This window comes from Streptomyces sp. NPDC006512 (assembly GCF_040611935.1).
GTDB lineage: Bacteria > Actinomycetota > Actinomycetes > Streptomycetales > Streptomycetaceae > Streptomyces.
Map to the genome: position 1 here is coordinate 20293 of NZ_JBEXPG010000077.1, position 21468 is coordinate 41760.

The following is a 21468-nucleotide window of genomic DNA, read 5'->3' on the forward strand; positions in this document are numbered from 1 at the left end:
CCGTGAACGGCCTCAACACCATCCTGATCGTCGTCGGCCTCTTCCTGGCCGGCGGCGTCTACTCCTTCCAGAAGCAGAAGATGCCCCTGTCGGTCGTCGTCCTGCTCGCCATCGGCTCCGTGATGTGCCTCGTCGCCGGAGTCCTGCGGATCCGAGGAATCTGGGAATGAGCGCTACCCGTCCCACCAAGAAGGTCGTCGTCTTCGACTACGGCTTCGGCAACGTCCGCTCCGCCGAGCGCGCCCTCGCGCGCGTCGGCGCGGACGTGGAGATCACCCGCGACTACGACAAGGCCATGGACGCCGACGGCCTCCTCGTCCCCGGCGTCGGCGCCTTCTCCGCCTGCATGCAGGGCCTCAAGGACGTCCGCGGCGACTGGATCATCGGCCGCCGGCTCTCCGGCGGCCGGCCCGTCATGGGCATCTGCGTCGGCATGCAGATCCTCTTCGAACGCGGCATCGAGCACGGCGTGGAGACCGAGGGACTCGACGAGTGGCCCGGCACGGTCGGCCCGCTCAAGGCCCCCGTCGTCCCGCACATGGGCTGGAACACCGTCCGGGCCCCGGCGGACAGCCAGGCCTTCGCCGGCCTCGACGCCGACGCCCGCTTCTACTTCGTGCACTCCTACGCGGCGCACGACTGGAGCCTGGAAGTCACCAACCCGGCCATCCGCGCCCCCAAGGTCACCTGGGCCACCCACGGCGAGCCCTTCGTCGCGGCCGTGGAGAACGGGGCACTGTGGGCCACCCAGTTCCACCCCGAGAAGTCCGGCGACACCGGTGCCCAGCTCCTCACCAACTGGATCGAGACCCTGTGATGACCGCACCCCTCCTCGAACTCCTCCCCGCGGTCGACGTCCGCGACGGCCAGGCCGTACGCCTCGTGCACGGCGTCTCCGGCAGCGAGACCTCCTACGGGTCCCCGCTGGAGGCGGCCCTCGCCTGGCAGCGCGCCGGCGCCGAGTGGCTCCACCTCGTCGACCTGGACGCCGCCTTCGGCACCGGTGACAACCGCGCCCTGGTCGCCGAGATCACCGGCGCCATGGACATCAAGGTCGAGCTGTCCGGCGGCATCCGCGACGACGCCTCGCTCGCCGCGGCCCTCGCCACCGGCTGCACCCGCGTCAACCTCGGCACCGCCGCCCTGGAGACCCCCGAGTGGGCCGCCAGGGCCATCGCCGAGCACGGCGACCGCATCGCCGTCGGCCTCGACGTCCGCGGCACCACCCTCAAGGGCCGCGGCTGGACCAGCGAGGGCGGCGACCTCTACGAGACCCTCGCCCGCCTGGACTCCGAAGGCTGCGCCCGCTACGTCGTCACCGACATCGGCAAGGACGGCACCCTCACCGGCCCCAACCTGGAGCTGCTGAAGAACGTCTGCGCCGCCACCGACCGGCCCGTCGTGGCCTCCGGCGGCATCTCCTCCCTGGACGACCTGCGCGCGCTGTCCGAGCTCGTGCCGCTCGGCGTCGAGGGCGCGATCGTCGGCAAGGCCCTGTACGCCAAGGCCTTCACCCTGGAAGAAGCCCTGAAGGTGGTCTCCGCATGAGCAGCTCCCCCGACTCCTCGGCCGCCGTACGGCGCATCTCCTCCGGCGGCGCCTACGAGGACGTCATCGCGTACTCCCGCGCGGTGCAGCTCCCCAACGGGCTCGTCCTCGTCTCCGGCTGCACCGCCGCCGATGCGGGCGGCCCGTACGACCAGAGCGTCGCCGCGTTCGGCGTCGCCTTCAAGGCGCTCGCCCAGGCCGGCCTCGGCCCCGAGGACGTCGTCCGCACCCGCATGTACCTGACGCACGCGCGCGACGTCGAGGAGGTGGGCCGCGCCCACAAGGAGCTCTTCGACGCGGTCCGCCCGGCCGCGACGATGCTCATCGTGTCCGGCTTCGTCGACCCGTCGATGGTCGTCGAGGTGGAGGTGGAGGCGTACAGGGCGCCCGGCACCCCCGCGGGAGGGACCGCATGAGCCTCGCCGTACGCGTGATCCCCTGCCTCGACGTGGACAACGGCCGCGTCGTCAAGGGCGTCAACTTCCAGAACCTGCGCGACGCCGGCGACCCCGTCGAGATGGCCAAGCTCTACGACGCCGAAGGCGCCGACGAGCTGACCTTCCTCGACATCACCGCCTCCTCCGGCAACCGCGAGACCACCTACGACGTGGTGCGCCGCACCGCCGAACAGGTATTCATCCCGCTGACGGTGGGCGGCGGCGTCCGCACCGCCGACGACGTCGACAAGCTGCTGCGCGCCGGAGCGGACAAGGTCGGCGTCAACACCGCCGCCATCGCCCGCCCCGAGCTCATCCAGGAGATCGCCGAGCGCTTCGGCCGCCAGGTGCTCGTCCTGTCCGTCGACGCCCGCCGCACCGCCACCGGCTCCTTCGAGGTCACCACCCACGGCGGCCGCCGGGGCACCGGCATCGACGCCGTCGAATGGGCCCACCGCGCCGCCGAACTCGGCGCCGGGGAGATCCTCCTCAACTCGATGGACGCCGACGGCACCAAGGACGGCTACGACACCGAGATGATCGCCGCCGTCCGCAAGCACGTCAGCGTCCCCGTGATCGCCTCCGGCGGCGCGGGCACCCTCGCGCACTTCCCGCCGGCCATCGGGGCCGGGGCCGACGCGGTGCTCGCCGCCTCGGTGTTCCACTTCGGCGACCTGCGGATCTCCGAGGTCAAGTCGGCGCTGCGCGAGGCCGGACACCCCGTCCGCTGACCCCGCCCGGCCCGCGCGCCGTAAATCACCTGCCGCGTCCCGCCCGCCCCGCCTAGTCTGGTCCAGACCAGTCGAGGGGGGTGCGGTGGGCGCGGCAGCCGTGTTGCGTGACGGGAACGTCCTGCGGTGGCTCGGGGCGTACGCCGCCTCCCTCATCGGGGACGGCATCTACTTCCTCGCCCTCGGGTGGGCCGCCGCGCAGACCGCCGGCCCCGGAGAGGTCGGCCTGGTCATGGCCGCCGGAGCCGTGCCCCGGGCCCTGCTGATGCTGGGCGGCGGCGTGGTCGCCGACCGCTTCGGACCCCGCCTGGTGGTCCTCTCCTCCGACGCCGTGCGGTGCGCGGTGGTCCTGGCCCTCGCGGCGGCCGTCGGCCTCACCTCCCCGGGCCTGTGGGTGCTGGTCCTGGTGGCCCTCGTGTTCGGGCTCGTCGACGCCCTGTTCCTGCCGGCCGTCGGGGCCCTGCCGCCGCGGATCGCCGCGCCCGGCCAGCTCGTACGCGTCCAGGGGCTGCGCAGCCTCGCCGAGCGCGTCGGGCACACCGCCGGGCCGCCGGCCGCGGGACTCGCCATGGGGCTGGGCGGTCCGGGGGCGGCGTTCGGGGTGGCGGCGGGCCTGTTCGGGCTGTCGCTGCTGCTCCTCCTCACGGTACGGATCTCCCCACTGCCGGCGCCGACCGCCGACCCGGGATCCGGCTCCGGCTCCGGTCCGGGTTCCGGGCCCGGGGAGAGCCCCTGGCGGCAGCTGCGCTCGGGGCTCGCCTACATACGCCGCCACGGGCTGATCGGGCCCCTCGTGCTCTCCGGCGCGCTGAGCCACCTCGGCACCTCGGCGCCGCTCACCCTCGGGCTGATCCTGCTCGCCGGGGAACGCGGCTGGGGGCCCGGCGGGGTCGGCTGGATCGTCGGCGCGCTCGGGGCGGGGGCGGCCGCCAGTGCGCTGCTCCTCACCCTGGTACCGCGCTTCCCGCACGCGGGGGCCTGGCAGAACGCCACCCTGATCGTCGGCTCGGCCGGGATCGGGGCCCTGGCACTGGCCCCGACCCTCGCCTCGGCGGTGGCGCTCGCGCTGGTCACGGGGCTGGTGTGCGGGATCTGCGGGGGGCTGGCGGTGGCCCTGATCCAGACCGCGACCGACCCCTCCTACCTGGGCCGGGTCAGCTCGGTCATGGCCTTCACCGCCGTGGGGCTGGCGCCGCTGGCGTACCCCGTCTTCGGGGTCGCGGCCGACCTGTGGGGGATCACCCCGGTGTTCCTCGCCGGCGGCGCGCTGAGCATGGCCGGCGCGGCCATCGGCACCTCCGCCCCAGCGGTCCGCCGCGCCGAACTCTCCCTCACCTGACCCGCCCCCCGGCCCCTCTGCCCACCATGCCCGGTGCGGCTGGACTTGTCCGGGGGCGAGCGGTAGGGGCCGGGGCCGGGGTGGGGTGTCGTCCGGGACTAAAACGTGATTTGTTGGCGCCCTGTGCCGACCGGCAAAGGGGGCCCGGACCAGGCGCCATAAATCATGCCCGTCCCGGACGACACCCCACCCCGGCCCCGGCCCCGACCCCACCCGCAGCCCGCGGCCCGGGGTCGTGACCTCCGACCGGCCAGGTCAGAGGCCCAGGCGGGTAGTCGTCAGGGTCGCCACCGCTTCCTTCGGGCCGTCCAGTTCCACCGCGGCAGCGGCCTGGCGGCCGAAGCAGAACAGCGTCAGCTCCCCCGGTTCCCCGGTGACCGTCACCACCGGGGTGCCCTTGTGGGCGACCGTGGTCTGGCCGTTCGGCCGCCGCAGGACGAGGCCCACCGGCGAGCGGCGCCCCGTGAGGCGGGCCAGCCGGTCCAGGCGGGACCACAGGACGTCCGAGAACACCGGGTCCAGCTCCCGCGGCGACCAGTCCGGCTGGGCCCGCCGCACGTCCTCGGCGTGGACGTAGAACTCCACCGCGTTCGCCGCCTCGTCGATCTGCTTCAGCGCGTACAGCGACATCTTCGGCGGCCCGGTCCGGATCAGCTGAAGCAGCTCCTCGTACGGCTTGGCGGTGTACTCCTCCATGGCCTTGTCCAGCCGCGCCTTGAGCACGTTCAGCAGCAGACCCCCCGCCGCGTCCGGCCGCCGCTCCCGCACCACCACGTGCGCGGCCAGTTCCCGCGCCCGCCAGCCCTCGCACAGCGTCGGCGCCTCCGGGCCCGCCGCTTCCAACAGGTCGGCCAGCAGCAGTCGTTCACGCTTCGCATGGGTAGACATGGCGGCAAGCCTACGGCCGGAAGCAGCCCCCCGCCCGCCCATCACGTGGACAGTGATCCATCCCGGCCCCGGTGACCCGGCACAATGTCCCACATGAGTACGTCCTCCCTCGACCCCGCCATCGCCGCGCGCCTCAAGCGCTCCGCGGACGGCCTGGTACCGGCCATCGCCCAGCAGTACGACACCGGTGAGGTGCTCATGCTCGGCTGGATGGACGACGAGGCCCTGCACCGCACCCTGACCACGGGCCGCTGCACCTACTGGTCCCGCAGCCGCGGCGAGTACTGGGTCAAGGGGGATACTTCCGGCCACTTCCAGCACGTGAAGTCCGTCGCCCTGGACTGCGACGCGGACACCGTGCTCGTCAAGGTCGACCAGGTAGGGGCCGCCTGCCACACCGGCGCCCGCACGTGCTTCGACGCCGATGTCCTGCTCGCCGACGCCGAATAGGTAGGTTCCCACGCCATGGATCTCGAGACGTTCCGCAAACTCGCGGTGGACCGCCGCGTCATCCCCGTCAGCCGCAAGCTGCTCGCCGACGGGGACACCCCGGTGGGGCTCTACCGCAAGCTGGCCGGGGAGCGCCCCGGGACGTTCCTGCTGGAGTCCGCCGAGAACGGCCGCTCCTGGTCCCGGTACTCCTTCATCGGCGTGCGCAGCGACTCCACCCTGACCGTCCGGGACGGGCAGGCGCACTGGATCGGCACCCCGCCCGTCGGCGTCCCCACGGACGGCGACCCCCTCGACGCGCTGCGCGCCACCGTCGAGGCCCTGCACACCCCCCGCGACCTCGCGGGCGGCACGCCCCCCTTCACGGGAGGGATGGTCGGCTACCTCGGCTACGACATCGTGCGCCGCCTGGAGCGCATCGGGGAGCACACCCGCGACGACCTGGAGCTGCCCGAGCTCACCATGCTGCTGACCTCCGACCTGGCGGTCCTGGACCACTGGGACGGGACGGTCCAGCTGATCGCCAACGCGATCAACCACAACGACCTGGACACGGGCGTGGACGAGGCGTACGCGGACGCCGTGGCCCGCCTCGACGCCATGGAGGCGGACCTCGCGCGGCCCGCCCCGTACGTCCCGACCCCACTGCCGGCCTCCGAGCTGCCCGAGTTCTCCGCCCTGTGGGGCGGCGAGCAGTACCAGGCGGCCGTCGAGGACGTCAAGGAGCGGATCCGGGCCGGCGAGGCCTTCCAGGTGGTGCCCTCGCAGCGGTTCGAGACCCCCTGCGAGGCGTCCGCGCTGGACGTGTACCGGGTGCTGCGGGCCACGAACCCGTCGCCGTACATGTACCTCTTCCGCTTCGAGAACGGCTTCGACGTGGTCGGCTCCAGCCCCGAGGCGCTGGTCAAGGTCGAGGACGGGCGGGCGATGGTCCACCCGATCGCCGGCACCCGCCACCGCGGCGCGACCCCGCAGGAGGACAACGACCTCGCCGAGGAGCTGCTGGCCGACCCCAAGGAGCGCGCCGAGCACCTGATGCTCGTCGACCTGGGGCGCAACGACCTGGGCCGGGTCTGCGAGCCGGGCTCCGTCGAGGTCGTCGACTTCATGAGCATCGAGCGGTACTCGCACGTCATGCACATCGTGTCCACGGTCACCGGGCGGGTCGCCGAGGGCCGGACGGCCTTCGACGTGCTCACCGCCTGCTTCCCGGCCGGCACCCTCTCGGGCGCGCCCAAGCCGCGCGCGATGCAGATCATCGAGGAGCTGGAGCCCTCCCGCCGCGGCCTGTACGGCGGCTGCGTCGGCTACCTGGACTTCGCCGGGGACTCCGACACGGCTATCGCCATCCGTACCGCGCTGCTGCGCGACGGGACGGCGTACGTGCAGGCCGGCGCGGGTGTCGTCGCGGATTCGGTGCCCGAGCTGGAGGACAACGAGTGCCGCAACAAGGCGGCGGCCGTGCTCCGCGCGGTGGGAGCGGCGAACCGCCTCCACCGGGCCTGAGGCCGTAGGGGATAGTGGGGTATGTGAGTGCCGTACCCCACCCCCGGAACGAAGCCGAGGCCCCCGAGAGCTCCGCAGGCCGCCGCAGTGTGGCTGTCGCCCTGCTGCTCGGCGCGCTCGGTGCCACCGTCGTCCTGCTCGCCTCCGGCCGCGTCTGGGCGCGGGGCAGTGCCGCCGTCGGCGGTGGCCTGCTCCCGCTGAGCGCGGACGGCCGGGCCGTGACCGGCCTGCCGGCGGCGCTGGCCATCGTCGGCCTCGCGGCCCTGGTCGCGGTGTTCGCCGTGCGCGGCCGGAGCCGGCTGCTGGTGTCCGGGCTGCTCGCGCTGAGCGGCCTCGGCGCCGCCCTGTCCGCGCTGGCCGCCGCCGACGACCGCCGCACGCTGGACGACCGGGCCGCCACCGCGACGGCGGACACGGCCGCGCGGGTGGCGGAGGTGACCCATACGGCGTGGCCGTACATCACGGCCGGCGGAGCGGTGCTGATCCTCCTCGCGGGGCTGCTCGCGCTGCGCTTCGGCCGGAGCTGGCCCGCCATGGGGGGCCGCTACGAGCGGGACGGCAGCCCGCGCACGCGCAAACCGGCGGTGGTGGACCCGGACCGGCCGGAGGACTTGTGGAAGGCTCTGGACCGCGGCGAGGACCCGACCCGCTGAAGGATCACCTCGTCCCGTGCGGGACAATGACAGCGAGCGTGCGGCACAGCACGTGAGACAGAGCAACGAGGAGCAACTCATGGCGGGCACGAGCCACGGACACACCCCGGCCGCCTGGACCGGTGTCATCATCGCCTTCATCGGTTTCTGCGTCTCCGGCGCCTTCATGGTGCTGGCGAACCCGCTCGGGTTCTGGGCGGGCCTCGTCGTCGTCGCGCTCGGCGGCGTCGTCGGTCTCGCGATGCGGGCCGCGGGCATGGGCGCGCCGAAGGCCACCCACCGCGACCTCGCCGAGGTCATCGCCGCGAACCGGGTTCCCGCCAAGGTCTGAGCGCGGACCGTGGTCCGGCAGGGCCCGCAGATGCGGAAGGCGCGGCCCGTCGGGCTGCGCCTTTTGTCATGAGCGGAGAGAATCTGCGGGTGGACGCCCCTCGCACCCCCTCCGCTCCGCCGCCCCCGGTGCCCGCGGCGCCCCGGCCGCCGGCTGGGCCCGTACCGGCCTGCCGGGCCCGGCGGCTGGCCGTGCCCGTGCTCGCCGTGGCCGGGGCCGCGGCCGCCTTCGCGTACGTGGGCGCCGTGGATCCCAACGAGCCCGGGCACTATCCGGTCTGCCCGCTGTTCCGCCTGACCGGTGTCCTGTGTCCCGGCTGTGGCGGCCTGCGCAGTGCGCACGCCTTCGCCCACGGCGACCTGGTGACCGCCCTCGGGGCGAACGCCCTCGCGGTGGCCGGCTACCTCGTCTTCGCCGCTTTCGCGGCCCTGTGGCTCGTCCGGGCCTTCCGGGGCCGGCCGGCGCCCCGGCTCGCGCTGGGTCCGGTCGCCTGGTGGACGGTCGCCGCGCTGACGACGGCTTTCGCCGTTGTCCGGAATTTCCCGTTCGGCTCCGCTCTGGCGCCCTGAACCCGGGCGGGGCCTAGGCGTGGCCTAGGGGAAGGCCATATTCCGACTGTCCAGTCAATGGGAAACGTCGAAGTCCGTGCGGAGGCCGCGGCGACCTGCGGATACCATTTGAGTGTCGACCTTGCAGTGATACCTGTTCCGCAAGGCGGCCGACCGTCATCAACCCGGAAGGGGGCCGCTCGCGTGAGTGTGCTCGACGAGATCATCGAAGGGGTCCGCGAAGACCTTGCCGAACGGCAGGCCCGCGTGAGCCTCGACGAGCTCAAGGAGCGTGCCGCCAAGGCGCCCCAGGCCAAGGACGGTGTCGCCGCGCTGCGTGGCGACAGCGTCAAGGTGATCTGCGAGGTCAAGCGGTCCAGCCCGTCCAAGGGCGCGCTGGCCGCGATCGCAGATCCGGCCGGGCTCGCCGCCGACTACGAGGCGGGCGGTGCGGCGGTCATCTCCGTCCTCACCGAGCAGCGTCGTTTCGGCGGTTCGCTGGCCGACCTGGAGGCCGTCCGCGCCCGCGTGGACATCCCGATCCTGCGCAAGGACTTCATCGTCACGGCCTACCAGCTGTGGGAGGCCCGCGCCTACGGCGCCGACCTCGCGCTGCTGATCGTCGCGGCCCTGGAGCAGGAGGCCCTGGTCTCCCTCATCGAGCGGGCCGAATCCATCGGCCTGACCCCGCTCGTCGAGGTCCACGACGAGGACGAGGTCGAACGCGCGGTGGCCGCGGGCGCCAAGATCATCGGCGTCAACGCGCGCAACCTGAAGGACCTCAAGGTCGACCGCTCCACCTTCGAGCGCGTCGCCCCGGAGATCCCCGACCACATCGTGAAGATCGCCGAGTCCGGCATCCGCGGACCGCACGACCTGATCGCCTACGCCAACGAGGGTGCGGACGCCGTGCTCGTCGGCGAATCCCTGGTCACCGGCCGCGACCCGAAGGCGGCCGTGGCCGACCTCGTCGCCGCCGGCGCCCACCCCGCCCTGCGCCACGGCCGGAGCTGACCCCTCCGTGGCCGCCCCCCGCTCCTGCGTCCGCACCCGGCCCGGCAACGGCCCGGCCGGTGTGCCGACGACGCACGCGCCCCTGGCGCGCGGCTGCCGCCCCCGCGGCTGCCGCGCCCCGGCCCGGCGCGTGCACGGCCGGCGGGTGCGCTACGTGATCGGCTCCGAGCCCGGTCAGGTCAACGGCATGCGATGGCGCGGCTGAACCGCGCCCTGACGACGGCCGTTCCCGGCCCGGTACCCCCCGAGGGGTGACCGGCCGGCGGCCGCGTACGGTCCCTCGCCCGCAGCCCCAGGCTCCCGGCGCGGACCGGCCCGTCCGTACGCCCAGAGCCCCCGGCGGGGCGCACGGGCCGTGGACCGGGGGCGCAATACGGTGCTCGCCAGCCAGCCGTCGGTACCGCTTCCGCATCACGTAGGAGTAGTGGCCATGCCCACCAGCTCGTTCTTCATCCCGGACCCCGAGGGTCACGTCCCCAACGCCGAGGGCTACTTCGGCGACTTCGGCGGCAAGTTCATCCCGGAGGCCCTCGTCGCCGCCGTGGACGAGGTCGCCGTCGAGTACGAGAAGGCCAAGAACGACCCGGCCTTCGCGGCCGAGCTCGACGAGCTCATGGTCAACTACACGGGCCGGCCCAGCTCCCTCACCGAGGTGCCCCGCTTCGCCGGGCACGCGGGCGGCGCGCGGATCTTCCTCAAGCGCGAGGACCTGAACCACACCGGCTCGCACAAGATCAACAACGTGCTGGGCCAGGCGCTGCTCACCAAGCGCATGGGCAAGACCCGCGTCATCGCCGAGACCGGAGCCGGCCAGCACGGCGTGGCCACCGCCACCGCCTGCGCCCTCTTCGGCCTCGACTGCACCATCTACATGGGCGAGATCGACACCCAGCGCCAGGCCCTCAACGTGGCCCGCATGCGGATGCTCGGCGCCGAGGTCATCGCCGTGAAGTCCGGCTCCCGGACCCTCAAGGACGCCATCAACGAGGCGTTCCGCGACTGGGTCGCCAACGTGGACGAGACCCACTACCTCTTCGGCACCGTCGCCGGCCCGCACCCCTTCCCCGCGATGGTCCGCGACTTCCACCGCGTCATCGGCGTCGAGGCCCGCCGCCAGATCCTGGAGCGCACCGGCCGGCTCCCCGACGCCGTCGCGGCCTGCGTCGGCGGCGGCTCCAACGCCATCGGCCTCTTCCACGCCTTCATCCCGGACGCCGGCGTCCGCCTGGTCGGCTTCGAGCCCGCCGGACACGGCGTGGAGTCGGGCGAGCACGCCGCCACGCTGACCGCGGGCGAGCCCGGCATCCTGCACGGCTCCCGCTCCTACGTCCTCCAGGACGAGGAGGGCCAGATCACCGAGCCCTACTCGATCTCCGCCGGTCTGGACTACCCGGGCATCGGCCCCGAGCACTCCTACCTCAAGGACACCGGCCGCGGCGAGTACCGCGCCGTCACCGACGACGCCGCCATGCAGGCCCTACGCCTGCTCTCCCGCACCGAGGGCATCATCCCGGCCATCGAGTCGGCGCACGCCCTCGCCGGCGCCCTCGACCTGGGCAAGGAGCTGGGCGAGGACGGCCTGATCGTGGTCAACCTGTCCGGCCGCGGCGACAAGGACATGGACACGGCGGCCCGCTACTTCGGGCTGTACGACGGCGAAGGCACCGAGGGGGAGTCGAAGTGAGCAACGGCAACATCGAACTGCTGAGCAGCACCCTCGCGAAGGCCAAGTCCGAGGACCGGGCGGCCCTCGTCGCCTACCTCCCGGCCGGCTTCCCGACCGTCGACGGCGCCATCGAGGCCGTCAAGGCCGTCATCGAGGGCGGCGCCGACGTCGTCGAGATCGGCCTGCCGCACAGCGACCCGGTCCTGGACGGCGCGATCATCCAGACCGCCGACGACATCGCCCTGCGCGGCGGCGTGAAGATCGCCGACGTCATGCGCACCGTCCGCGAGGCCTTCGAGGCGACCGGGGTCCCGATCCTGGTCATGACGTACTGGAACCCCATCGACCGCTACGGCGTCGAGCGGTTCACCGCCGAGCTCGCGGCGGCCGGCGGCGCGGGCTGCATCCTGCCCGACCTGCCGGTCCAGGAGTCCGCGCTGTGGCGCGAGCACGCCCAGAAGCACGGTCTGGCGACCGTCTTCGTCGTGGCCCCCAGCAGCCAGGACGCGCGGCTGGCCACCATCACCGCGGCCGGTTCCGGCTTCGTCTACGCCGCCTCCCTCATGGGCGTCACCGGCACCCGCGAGTCGGTCGGCAACGAGGCCCAGGAGCTGGTGCGCCGCACCCGCGCCACGACCGAGCTCCCCGTCTGCGTCGGCCTGGGCGTCTCGAACGCCGTACAGGCCAAGCAGGTCGCGGGCTTCGCCGACGGGGTCATCGTCGGCTCGGCCTTCGTGAAGCTGCTGCTGGACGCCCCGGACCTGCCGTCCGGCCTGACCGCCGTGCGGGCCCTGGCGGGCGAACTTGCGGAAGGCGTACGCAGGTCCTGACGCCGGGCGGGCCCCATCGGGGGTTCTGTAGCCCGATCGGGTGGAAGTGGGAGCGGGGAGGCACGCGAGTGCCTCCCCGCTTCGTTTGGCCGAACGTGAGCGAGAAGAACGACGGTGCGAACCGCGATGCGACGAAACGATCGGCCCGGGAGCGACTCCAAGTGGAGCGCGAGCGGCAGAAGACCCGGGACAAGCGCCGGCGGACCCTCGTCGTGTCGGCGGCGGTGGTCGGCGTACTCGGCCTGGCGGCCGTCGTCGGCCTGATCGCCGCCAATGCCGGATCCGGCGACAAGTCCGCGAAGGCCGGCCCGGTGGTCGCGCCGTCGGGGGCCACCGGCAAGGACGCGCTCGCCATCCAGACGGGCAAGGGCGAGGCCCCCTCGCAGCTGACCGTCTGGGAGGACTTCCGCTGCCCCGCCTGCAAGTCCTTCGAGACCAACTACAAGGACACCATCCACGAGCTCGAAGCCAAGGGGCTCCTCAAGACCGACTACCACATCGTCACCCTCATCGACGGAAACATGGGCGGCAGCGGTTCGCTGAAGGCCGCGAACGCCGCGGCCTGCGCGCAGGACGCCGGCAAGTTCGCCGAGTACCACGACGTCCTCTTCGCGAACCAGCCCGAGGAGGTCGACGACGCCTACGGCAAGAACGCCAAGCTGCTGGAGCTGGCCGGGAAGGTCGACGGGCTCGACACCCCCGCCTTCCGCAGCTGCGTGGAGGACGGCACGCACAACAGCTGGGTCGGGAAGTCACAGGAGGCCTTCCGGGCCGGGAACTTCCGGGGCACCCCCACCGTGCTGCTCGACGGCAAGGACATCTTCGCCGACCAGGCCGACCCGCTGACCCCGCAGAAGCTCAGGGCGAAGGTCGAGGCGGCGGCGAAGGCCCCCGGCGGCGCGTCCGGGGCCCCGAAGACCTCCGGCAAGGGTTCCCCCTCGGCCTCCGCGTCCCCGTCGGGCTCCGGGAAGACGTCCCCCGCGACCGGGGCGAAGGCGGTGGACGGGGGCACCGCGCGGGACTGAGCGGAGACGGGCCGCGGAGAGGGGCCGCGGCGGGTGACCGCGGGAGGGAAGGCGGCCCGGAGCGGGTGCGGGCCGTGTGTGGTTTTGATGTCAGCTTGCCGGGCGGGTTGCGGTCGGTACCGCCCGGCAGGGTAGCGTCAGGTCTGCCATGACCCTTGCCTATATCCCCAGTCCGTCGACCGGCGTGATCCATCTCGGACCGATCCCGCTCCGCGGCTACGCGTTCTGCATCATCATCGGCGTCTTCGTCGCCGTCTGGCTCGGCAACAAGCGCTGGATCGCGCGCGGCGGAAAGCCGGGCACGGTCGCGGACATCGCCGTGTGGGCGGTGCCCTTCGGCCTTGTCGGCGGTCGCCTCTACCACGTGATCACCGACTACCAGCTGTACTTCGGCGCCGGCCGCAACTGGGTCGACGCCTTCAAGATCTGGGAGGGCGGCCTCGGCATCTGGGGCGCGATCGCGCTCGGTGCGGTCGGTGCCTGGATCGGCTGCCGGCTGCGCGGCATCCCGCTGCCGGCCTGGGCCGACGCCCTGGCCCCCGGCATCGCCCTGGCCCAGGCCTTCGGCCGCTGGGGCAACTGGTTCAACCAGGAGCTGTACGGCCGGGCCACCGACCTGCCGTGGGCGGTGAAGATCACCGAGGGCCCGAACCGGGAGGCCGGAACCTACCACCCGACCTTCCTGTACGAGTCGCTGTGGTGCGTCGGCGTCGCCCTTCTGGTGATCTGGGCCGACCGGCGCTTCAAGCTCGGCCACGGGCGCGCCTTCGCCCTGTACGTCGCCTCGTACTGCGCGGGCCGCGCCTGGATCGAGTACATGCGCGTCGACGAGGCCCACCACATCCTGGGCCTGCGCCTGAACGTGTGGACCGCGATCGTGGTCTTCGTCCTGGCCGTGACCTACTTCGTCCTGTCGGCGAGGCTGCGGCCCGGCCGCGAGGAGGTCGTGGAGCCCCAGGTGGCCGCGGGCGACACCCCGGCCGAGGGCGGGAAGGACGCGCCGAAGGCCGCCGTGGCCGGTGCCAAGGCCGTCAAGGACGCACCGCGCAAGCCGGCCGAGCCCGCCAAGCCGGGCGCCAAGCCGGGCACGCCGGGTGCCGAGGCCCCGAAGCCCGCGGGCGGCGTCAAGACCGACCTCGCCAAGACCGACCTCGCCAAGACCGACCTCGCCAAGACCGACCTCGCCAAGACCGACCTCGCCAAGGGCGGCGAGGACGAGGCCGCGGGGGCGGGCAAGAGCTGAACCGGATTCCCCGGGGGTCTTCGCCGGGGATTTCGCCAGGGGTTTCCTCCGGAAGGGGGCGTCGCGGGTCGCGGCGCCCCCTTCCGGCTACCCGGACCGCCGCGACAGGGTCAGCGTCCGGTGCGCCGCCGCCACCACCGCCGGGTCCACGAACCGGCCGTCGGGCAGCGCCAGCGCCCCCGGCATCGCCCGGGCCGCCGACACGATCTCCTCGGCGGCGGTGACCTCCTCGGGCCCCGGCAGGTAGGACCGCTCGATGACCGGGAGCTGGCGCGGATGGATCGCCGCCCGGCCCAGGAAACCCAGCGACCGGCCGCGCACGCAGGACGCGGCCAGCGCCTCCAGGTCCCGGATGTCGGGGAACACCGACTGGGCCGGCGGCGCGAGCCCGGCCGCGCGGGCGGCGACCACCACCCGGGACCGTGGCCAGTCCAGCCCCGCCTCCGCGCTCACCCCCAGGTCGGCCCGCAGGTCCGCCTCACCGAGGGTCAGCCCGTGCAGCGACGGGTGGGCGCGGGCGATCTCGTACGCCCTCTCCACGCCCAGCGCCGACTCCAGCAGCGCGTACAGGGCCACCCCGCCCGTGCGGTCGGCGACGCGGGTGATCTGCTCCGGGGCGTCGATCTTGGGCAGGCGCAGCCCGGCGAGCCCGTGCAGCCGGGCCAGCGCCGTCATGTCGGCGCCCGCCCAGGGCGAGCCCAGCGCGTTGACGCGGACGTGGACGGGCACCGGCGGCCGCTCGGTGAGCAGCTCGGCGGTGGCGGCGCGCGCGTACTCCTTGCGGGAGACCGACACCGAGTCCTCCAGGTCCACGATGACGGCGTCGGCCCCGCAGCGCAGCGCCTTCGCGACCACCTCCGGGCGGTCGCCCGGTGCGTAGAGCCAGGTCAGGATCACAGTGCCCCCTCGGTGCGCAGTGCGGCGATCTCGTCCCCGGTCAGGCCGAGTCCGGTGAGGACCTCGTCGGTGTCCGCTCCGTGCGGGCGGCCCGCCCAGCGGATCCCGCCGGGGGTCCCGGAGAGCCGGAAGAGGACGTTCTGCATGCGGATCGGACCGAGTTCGGGATCCTCGACCTCGGTGACCGTGTCGAGGGCCGCGAACTGCGGATCGTCCATGACGTCCCGTACGTCGTAGACCCGGGCGACGGCCGCTTCGGCGTCCTCGAAGGCCGCGACCGCCTCGTCCGCCTTGTGCCGGGCGATCCAGCCGCCGACCGCGTCGTCCAGTACGTCCGCGTGCGCGGCGCGGCCGGAGCCGGTCGCGAACCAGGGCTCGCCGGCCAGCTCGGGCCGCCCGACCAGCCGTACGACGCGCTCGGCGACCGACTGGGCGGACGCGGACACCGCCAGCCAGCGGCCGTCCGCGCTGCGGTAGGTGTTGCGGGGGGCGTTGTTCGTGGACCGGTTGCCGGTGCGCGGCTGGACGTAGCCGAGCTGGTCGTACCAGAGCGGGTGCGGGCCGAGGACGGCCAGCATCGGCTCGATGATGGCCAGGTCCACGACCTGCCCGTGCCCGGTGCGGTCGCGGCCGGCGAGGGCCGTCATCACCGCGTACGCGGTGGTCAGCGCGGCGATGGAGTCCGCGAGCCCGAAGGGCGGCAGCGTCGGCGGGCCGTCCGGCTCCCCGGTGATCGCCGCGAAGCCGCTCATGGCCTCGGCCAGGGTCCCGAACCCGGGACGGTGGGCGTACGGGCCGTGCTGGCCGAAGGCCGTGACACGGGCCAGGACCAGGCGCGGGTTGGCGGCCGACAGCTCCGGCCAGCCCAGCCCCCACTTCTCCAGGGTGCCGGGGCGGAAGTTCTCGATGACGACGTCGGCGGTGGCGGCGAGCCGCAGCAGGGTGTCCCGGCCGCCGGACGTGGACAGGTCGAGGGTCATCGTCCGCTTGTTCCGGCCCAGCAGCTTCCACCACAGGCCGATCCCGTCCTTGGCGGGACCGTGGCCGCGGGACGGGTCGGGGCGGCCGGGGTGCTCCACCTTGACCACCTCGGCACCGAAGTCGCCGAGCAGGGTGGCGGCCAGCGGCCCGGCGAAGAGGGTGGCCAGGTCGAGGACGCGGAGCCCGGCGAGGGGACCGGGACCGGAGCCGGGCCGGGCGGCCGCGAGGGGGGCGGTCATCAGCGGATGCCCTGTCCGGCGGCGAACGCCACGAGGTCGGCACGGGAGGGCATCGAGTCCTGGGCGCCGGGCCGCTGCACGGACAGCGCGGCGCCGCACGCGGCCCAGGCGAGGGCCTCCGGCATCGGACGGCCTTCGCCCAGGGCCACCGCGAGCGCGCCGACGAACGTGTCCCCGGCGGCGGTGGTGTCCACGGCCCGCACCCGGGGCGCGGCCACCGTCAGCGGCTCCCGCCCCCGGGCCGCGTACAGGGCCCCGGCCGCGCCCAGCGTGACCACCACCTCCGGCACCTCGCGCAGCAGCGCCTCGGCGGCCCCGAGGGGATCGGTGAAACCGGTGAGGGTGGCGGCCTCGTGCTCGTTGGGCACCAGGACGTCGACCAGTTCCAGCAGGTCGCGGGGCAGCGGGCGGGCGGGGGCCGGGGTGAGGACCGTACGGACCCCGTGGGCGCGGGCGGCCCGGGCGCCCGCGGCCACGGCCTCCAGCGGGAGTTCGAGCTGGAGGAGCAGGGAGTCGGCGGAACCGATCCGCGCCTCGTCGCCCGCCTCCAGGCCGGTGACGAGGGCGTTGGCGGCCGGGATGACGATGATGCTGTTCGCGCCCTCGTCGTCGACGGTGATGTGGGCGGTGCCGCTGGCGCCCTCGACGGTGCGCAGGGCGGTCGTGTCGACGCCGGAGGCGGAGAGCGCGGCGCGCAGCCGCACCCCGAACGCGTCGGCCCCGACCGCGCCGATCATCACCACCTCCCCGCCGAGGAGGGCGGCGGCGACCGCCTGGTTGGCGCCCTTTCCGCCGGGGACGGTGCGGAACTCGCGGCCGGTCACGGTCTCCCCGAGGCGGGGGGCCTTGGGCACGTAGGCGACGAGGTCCATGTTCGTACTGCCGAGCACGGCGATGGCCGTCATGAGCGGGCTGCCTCCTGGGCGGTGAGGTGGGCGAGGGTGTCGAAGCCGATGCCGTCGAAGCCGGGGACGGTCGTGGCGAGCCGGTTCTTCAGCGGGGCGGTCCACCGGTCCGGGATCCGGTCGGGGGACCCCGCCAGGATCCCGGCGATCGAACCGGCTGTGGCGCCGTTGGAGTCGGTGTCCCAGCCGCCGGACACCGCCCGGCACACGGAGTGGGTGAAGTCGCCGTCCGCGTGGGTGAGGGCGGCCGCGAGCAGCGCGGTGTTCGGCAGGGCGTGTACCCAGTGGTAGTGGCCGTAACAGGTGTGGAGCCGGTCCACGACCCGGTCGAAGTCCGCCTCGTCGCGGGCGGTACGGATCCCGAAGCGCACGGCCGCGGCGAGCCGCGAGCGGGGCGGTACGACGGCCAGCCCGGCCCGGAGCGCCCCGTGGACGTCGGCCCGGCCGCCGGCGGCCTCGGCGATCGCGGCGGCCACGAACAGGGCGGCGTAGACACCGTTGGCGGTGTGGGTGAGCACGGCGTCACGGTGGGCCTGCGCGGCGGCGGCGGCCGGGTCGCCGGGGTTGGTCCAGCCGTGGACGTCGGCACGGATGAGGGCGCCGATCCACTCGCGGAACGGGTTGTGGTGGCGGGCCGTGAGCGGGGGTTCGAGGCCCTGGAGGAGGTTGCGGTAGGCGATCCGCTCGGCGGTGAAGGTCCGGCCCGCCGGGAGTTCGTCGAGCCAGAGCCGGCCGACGTCGGCGGTGGTGAAGCCCTTGCCGTGCCGTTGGAGCAGCAGCAGGCCGAGCAGGGGGTAGTTGAGGTCGTCGTCCTCGGGCGCGCCGTCGATGTTCTCGGCGAGGGAGGTGGCGGCGGAGCGGCGGTTCCACGGGTGGGCGGCGAGGAGCTCCGCCGGGACGCCGCGGGCGGTGAACCAGTCGTCCAGCGGCCAGTTGCCGGTGGCACGGGCCAGGGCCCGGATCCCGTCGAGCGGCAGCTTCTCGACGGGCTTCCCGAGCACGCAGCCGACGGCGCGGCCGACCCACGCCGCCTCCAGCCTGCGCCGCAGCCCGCCCTCCACGCCGCGGCCGCCCGGGCCGGCCCCGGGCCCGGGGCCGGGCGTGCGGTTCGTGTCGGCGGGCCCGGGTGGTGGGGGCGCCCCGACCGGGCCCGGGGCGGGTGCGGGGCGGTGGGCGGCGGGCGAGCCGCCGGGGAAGGCCGCGCGTCCGGGCGGGGTGGCGGCCGGGGACGTGGCCGGGGGCCAGGTGGCTTGGATGGCGGGCCAGGTGTCGGGTTCGTCGTGGGGGGCGGGGAGGGGGAGGGCGTCGAGGTCCGTCAGGAGGCGGGCGGCGAGGGCGCGCAGTTCCGGCGGGGCCGGGGCGGGGGAGGCCCCGGCGCGGGCGGGGGCCGGGCGGCCGCCCGCCGCGAGCCAGGCGCGCAGGACGGGGCCGGGATCGCGGCCGTCCTCCGCGGCCTGGCGGAGCTCGTGCCCGAGGAGGTCCTCCGGCTGGGCCCAGGTGAGCCGTACCAGGTGGGCGGGGGCCGGCCCGTCCGGCGGACCCGCCGGCGCACCGGGGGCGGGCCGGGTGCCGGCCGGCGGCGCCGGATCCCCGGCGGGGGATCCCGTCACCGGGGGGACGCCATCGCCGTGAAGGCGCTCTCGTGGGCGCGGCGCCGGTCACGGTCCCGCGCGAACACCTCCCGCGCCACGGTGGCCAGTTCCGCGGCCGGGGCGTGCAGGTCCAGGCGGCTGGCCTCGGCGACCTGCTTCGCCCAGCCGGCCGGCACCGCGCCCTCCCCGCCCAGCGCGCCGGCGATCGCCCCGGCCATCGTCGCGGTCGAGTCGCAGTCCCGGCCGTAGTTGACCGCGCCGAGCACGGAGGTCTCGTAGGAGCCGTTCCCGATCAGCAGCATGCCGAGGGCGACCGGGAGTTCCTCGATCGAGTGCAGGCGGGACGGGCGGCGGGCGCCGAGGGAGGGGTTGCGGTAGTCCGGGCCGACCGAGTCGTACGGGGCCACCGCCGCGCGCAGCGGGACGAGGGACGACTCGAAGTCCCGGTGCCGCGAGGCGACTTCGCAGACGGCGGCGATCGCGGACCGGGTGCCGTCCTTGGCCAGGGACAGGGCCGTCTCCACGACCGAGGCCGCCGTCGCGCCCGGGGTGCAGGCGGCCGCGACGGCCGCCGCGAAGACGCCCGCGGCCTCCCGTCCGTACGAGGACTGGTGCGCGCCGGTGACGTCCAGTGCCTCCGCGTACGCGGCCGCCGGGTTGCCCGCGTTGACCAGCCCGACCGGCGCCGTGTACATCGCGGCGCCGCAGTTGACGATGTTGCCGGTGCCGGCTTCGCGCGGGTCGGCGTGGGCGTAGTGGATCCGGGTCACGATCCACTTCTCGGCGAGGAAGACCCGCTGGAGGGGGAGGGCCTCGGCTTCGAGTTCGGGGATCCAGCGGGGGGTGGACATGAGGTCGGGGACGAGGTGCTCGGCGATCGCGTAGGCGTCGAGGTGGTCGCGCACGGCCGCGTAGACCCGTACCAGCGCGTGCGTCATGAGGGTGTCGTCCGTGACGTGTCCGTCGCCCTTGTGGTACGGCGCGATGGGCCGGGCGGTGCGCCAGTCCTCGTACCAGGGGCCGACGATGCCGTGCACGCGGCCGCCGTGCCGTTCGGCGATCTGCTCCGGGGACCAGCCCTCCACGGGGCCGCCGAGCGCGTCTCCCACGGCGGCCCCGACCAGGCAGCCGGCCACCCGGTCGTCGAGCGTGAGGGGGGTGTGGGTCATGTCCGAATCATCCCTTGGGTGAGGTGAGTTCCGTGCGGGTGAGGAGCGCGGCGAGTTCGACGAGGTCCGTTCCGGCGAGCCGGGGCAGGGCGCAGCCGGACAGGACGCGGCAGGCCTCGCGCCAGGACGGGGGGAGGGAGTCCCCGCCTCCGAGGGCTCCGGTGAGGGCGCCCGCGAGGGCGGGGGCGGAGTCCGCGACGCGGGAGAGGCAGGCGGCGGCGGGTACGGCCTCGGAGACCCGGCCGCGGGCGGCGGTGGCCAGGGCGAGGGCGACGGGGACGGTCTCGGCGGCGGCGATGCCGTAGCTGTAGACGTGGTCGACGATCTGGTGTTCCAGCAGCGGTACGAGGGCGAAGGCGCCGCCGTCCGGTTCGGCGCGGGCGAGGGCGACGGCGTGCCGGGCGTTGCGGCCGATCTCGGTGGACCCGGGGAGCTGGTGCAGGGCGGCGTCGACGGCGGCGTCCGTGTCCGCGCCGCCGAGCGCGGTGGCGAGGGCGGCCGCCATGGCGCGGGCACCGTGGACTCCGTCGCCGTCCTGGGTGTAGCGGGCGTCGAACTCGGCGAGGTCGGCGGCGGCCCGGGGGTCGCCGGGGTGGACGACGGCGAGGACGCAGGCGCGGACGCAGGCGGCGTCGTCGAAGTAGTGCGGGTTGTCGTGGCCGGTGGCGGGCGGGCGCAGTCCTGCGGCGAGGTTGCCGAGGCCGGCGCGGACGGAGATCCGGGCGCGCAGCGGCAGGACGGCCGACTCGACCTCGGGCGCGCGTTCCGCCGCCGCGGCGACCTCGGAGGCCAGGGCGTTCCAGGCCAGGTCGATGGCGGCGCGCATGCGGCGGGACCGGGAGAGGTCGCTGAGCAGCACCCCGGCGGCGGTGAGCACGGACTCGGCGGCGAAGGCCGCCCATTCGGCGTCGTCGGACGGGCCGAGGCGCAGCGGCTCGGGGGGCTGGTTCAGGGCGATGGGGACGGGGAGGGTGGTGGTGGCGTTGTGCTCGGCGAAGGTGTCGAGCTCGCGGGTGAGGCGGCGGGTCCACTCGGGCATCCGGCTGGCCCGGTGCCGGGCGGCGGGCCAGCCGGCCGCGTCGCCGGCGGCGAGCCCGAGGAGCAGCCCCTCGATCCGCCGGGGCGCCTCCGGCGGGGTGCGGGGTCCGGCGGTCCCGGGGCGCGGGTCCCCGTCGGGCGGATCGGCGTCGGGCGGATCGGCGGCGGCCGGTCGTCCGACGACCCGGACCCCGGCCGTACGCGTTCCTCCGCCGGCGGGTCCGGCCTCCCGGGCGGGCGGCTCGGCGGCGGGGCGGAGGCGTTCGGCGACCCGGCCCCCGGGCGGGGCCGTACCGGCGGCGTCGGAGGTGAGGAGCGCGGCTCCGGCCGGGGCGGGGCGGGCCCGCTGGTCGACGGCTCGTTCATCCTGCCGAACGGCAACAACAACTACACCGAGCTGAACGACCCCGAGGTCAACGGGCTGTTCGACAAGGCCGC

23 protein-coding genes and 2 pseudogenes are annotated in these 21468 nt (G+C 74.5%); 18 read left to right on the top strand and 7 right to left on the bottom strand.

Annotated elements, in window-relative coordinates; all coding sequences use genetic code 11:
* Positions 1–2 precede the first annotated feature (2 nt).
* From ABZZ17_RS35405 to ABZZ17_RS35430, 6 genes are all read left to right on the top strand, one after another.
* Positions 3–170, top strand: a complete 168-nt coding sequence (locus ABZZ17_RS35405) for a hypothetical protein (RefSeq protein WP_356882626.1) — start codon at positions 3–5, stop codon at positions 168–170.
* Positions 167–817, top strand: a complete 651-nt coding sequence (hisH, locus tag ABZZ17_RS35410; RefSeq protein ID WP_356882628.1) for an imidazole glycerol phosphate synthase subunit HisH — start codon at positions 167–169, stop codon at positions 815–817. Before ABZZ17_RS35405 ends, hisH begins: the two co-directional genes overlap by 4 nt.
* On the top strand, positions 817–1548 hold the full coding sequence (priA, locus tag ABZZ17_RS35415; RefSeq protein ID WP_356882630.1) for a bifunctional 1-(5-phosphoribosyl)-5-((5-phosphoribosylamino)methylideneamino)imidazole-4-carboxamide isomerase/phosphoribosylanthranilate isomerase PriA: 732 nt from the start codon (positions 817–819) through the stop codon (positions 1546–1548). The genes hisH and priA overlap by 1 nt, the downstream gene beginning before the upstream one ends.
* A complete protein-coding gene (locus ABZZ17_RS35420; protein WP_356882632.1) occupies positions 1545–1964 on the top strand; it encodes a RidA family protein in 420 nt (139 codons plus the stop codon). Before priA ends, ABZZ17_RS35420 begins: the two co-directional genes overlap by 4 nt.
* A complete protein-coding gene (hisF, locus tag ABZZ17_RS35425) occupies positions 1961–2716 on the top strand; it encodes an imidazole glycerol phosphate synthase subunit HisF (protein ID WP_356882634.1) in 756 nt (251 codons plus the stop codon). The genes ABZZ17_RS35420 and hisF overlap by 4 nt, the downstream gene beginning before the upstream one ends.
* 85 nt (positions 2717–2801) lie before the next feature.
* Positions 2802–4055, top strand: a complete 1254-nt coding sequence (locus tag ABZZ17_RS35430; RefSeq protein ID WP_356882636.1) for an MFS transporter — start codon at positions 2802–2804, stop codon at positions 4053–4055.
* Between the two features lie 255 nt (positions 4056–4310).
* On the opposite strand, the gene ABZZ17_RS35435 is transcribed toward ABZZ17_RS35430, so the two are convergent.
* Positions 4311–4943, bottom strand: a complete 633-nt coding sequence (locus tag ABZZ17_RS35435; RefSeq protein WP_356882638.1) for a TIGR03085 family metal-binding protein — start codon at positions 4941–4943, stop codon at positions 4311–4313.
* An 84-nt stretch (positions 4944–5027) separates the two neighbouring features.
* On the opposite strand from ABZZ17_RS35435, the gene hisI reads away from it, so the two are divergent.
* The 11 genes from hisI (at position 5028) to lgt (ending at position 14209) form a co-directional block, all read left to right on the top strand.
* Positions 5028–5393, top strand: a complete 366-nt coding sequence (hisI, locus tag ABZZ17_RS35440) for a phosphoribosyl-AMP cyclohydrolase (protein ID WP_356882640.1) — start codon at positions 5028–5030, stop codon at positions 5391–5393.
* 15 nt (positions 5394–5408) lie between these two features.
* A complete protein-coding gene (locus tag ABZZ17_RS35445; protein WP_356882642.1) occupies positions 5409–6899 on the top strand; it encodes an anthranilate synthase component I in 1491 nt (496 codons plus the stop codon).
* Positions 6900–6913: 14 nt separating this feature from the next.
* Positions 6914–7552, top strand: a complete 639-nt coding sequence (locus tag ABZZ17_RS35450) for a TIGR02234 family membrane protein (RefSeq protein WP_356882644.1) — start codon at positions 6914–6916, stop codon at positions 7550–7552.
* Positions 7553–7631: 79 nt separating this feature from the next.
* On the top strand, positions 7632–7883 hold the full coding sequence (locus tag ABZZ17_RS35455) for an HGxxPAAW family protein (protein WP_356882646.1): 252 nt from the start codon (positions 7632–7634) through the stop codon (positions 7881–7883).
* 68 nt (positions 7884–7951) lie between these two features.
* Positions 7952–8452, top strand: a complete 501-nt coding sequence (locus tag ABZZ17_RS35460; protein WP_356882648.1) for a DUF2752 domain-containing protein — start codon at positions 7952–7954, stop codon at positions 8450–8452.
* A gap of 183 nt (positions 8453–8635) precedes the next feature.
* On the top strand, positions 8636–9445 hold the full coding sequence (trpC, locus tag ABZZ17_RS35465) for an indole-3-glycerol phosphate synthase TrpC (protein WP_266788879.1): 810 nt from the start codon (positions 8636–8638) through the stop codon (positions 9443–9445).
* A gap of 7 nt (positions 9446–9452) precedes the next feature.
* Complete coding sequence (locus ABZZ17_RS35470) at positions 9453–9650, top strand: tryptophan synthase subunit(beta) (RefSeq protein ID WP_356882673.1); 198 nt, start codon at positions 9453–9455, stop codon at positions 9648–9650.
* A 225-nt stretch (positions 9651–9875) separates the two neighbouring features.
* Entirely contained in the window at positions 9876–11129 is a 1254-nt protein-coding gene (gene trpB, locus ABZZ17_RS35475; RefSeq protein WP_356882650.1) for a tryptophan synthase subunit beta, read from the top strand.
* On the top strand, positions 11126–11941 hold the full coding sequence (gene trpA / locus ABZZ17_RS35480) for a tryptophan synthase subunit alpha (protein WP_356882652.1): 816 nt from the start codon (positions 11126–11128) through the stop codon (positions 11939–11941). Before trpB ends, trpA begins: the two co-directional genes overlap by 4 nt.
* A gap of 95 nt (positions 11942–12036) precedes the next feature.
* Positions 12037–12966: a thioredoxin domain-containing protein gene (locus ABZZ17_RS35485; protein ID WP_356882654.1), complete on the top strand. Its 930-nt coding sequence runs from the start codon at positions 12037–12039 to the stop codon at positions 12964–12966.
* A gap of 148 nt (positions 12967–13114) precedes the next feature.
* On the top strand, positions 13115–14209 hold the full coding sequence (gene lgt / locus ABZZ17_RS35490; RefSeq protein ID WP_356882656.1) for a prolipoprotein diacylglyceryl transferase: 1095 nt from the start codon (positions 13115–13117) through the stop codon (positions 14207–14209).
* Positions 14210–14296: 87 nt separating this feature from the next.
* On the opposite strand, the gene ABZZ17_RS35495 is transcribed toward lgt, so the two are convergent.
* The 6 genes and pseudogenes from ABZZ17_RS35495 to ABZZ17_RS35520 all read right to left on the bottom strand — a co-directional run.
* Positions 14297–15106: a CoA ester lyase gene (locus ABZZ17_RS35495; RefSeq protein WP_356882658.1), complete on the bottom strand. Its 810-nt coding sequence runs from the start codon at positions 15104–15106 to the stop codon at positions 14297–14299.
* Positions 15103–16326, bottom strand: coding sequence for a CoA transferase (locus ABZZ17_RS35500; RefSeq protein WP_356882660.1), 1224 nt, complete (start codon positions 16324–16326; stop codon positions 15103–15105). Before ABZZ17_RS35500 ends, ABZZ17_RS35495 begins: the two co-directional genes overlap by 4 nt.
* Positions 16326–17231: a ribokinase gene (gene rbsK / locus ABZZ17_RS35505; RefSeq protein WP_356882662.1), complete on the bottom strand. Its 906-nt coding sequence runs from the start codon at positions 17229–17231 to the stop codon at positions 16326–16328. Before rbsK ends, ABZZ17_RS35500 begins: the two co-directional genes overlap by 1 nt.
* Positions 17228–18742: an ADP-ribosylglycohydrolase family protein gene (locus ABZZ17_RS35510; protein WP_356882671.1), complete on the bottom strand. Its 1515-nt coding sequence runs from the start codon at positions 18740–18742 to the stop codon at positions 17228–17230. Before ABZZ17_RS35510 ends, rbsK begins: the two co-directional genes overlap by 4 nt.
* Positions 18743–18837: 95 nt before the next feature.
* The gene (locus ABZZ17_RS35515; RefSeq protein ID WP_356882664.1) at positions 18838–19992 is read right to left on the bottom strand and encodes an ADP-ribosylglycohydrolase family protein; all 1155 of its coding nucleotides are present in this window, start codon (positions 19990–19992) and stop codon (positions 18838–18840) included.
* Positions 19993–19999: 7 nt separating this feature from the next.
* Positions 20000–21109, bottom strand: a pseudogene (locus tag ABZZ17_RS35520) (ADP-ribosylglycohydrolase family protein); the annotation flags it as partial.
* On the opposite strand from ABZZ17_RS35520, the pseudogene ABZZ17_RS35525 reads away from it, so the two are divergent.
* Positions 21044–21468, top strand: a pseudogene (locus tag ABZZ17_RS35525) (hypothetical protein); the annotation flags it as partial. The pseudogenes ABZZ17_RS35520 and ABZZ17_RS35525 sit on opposite strands and share 66 nt — an antisense overlap.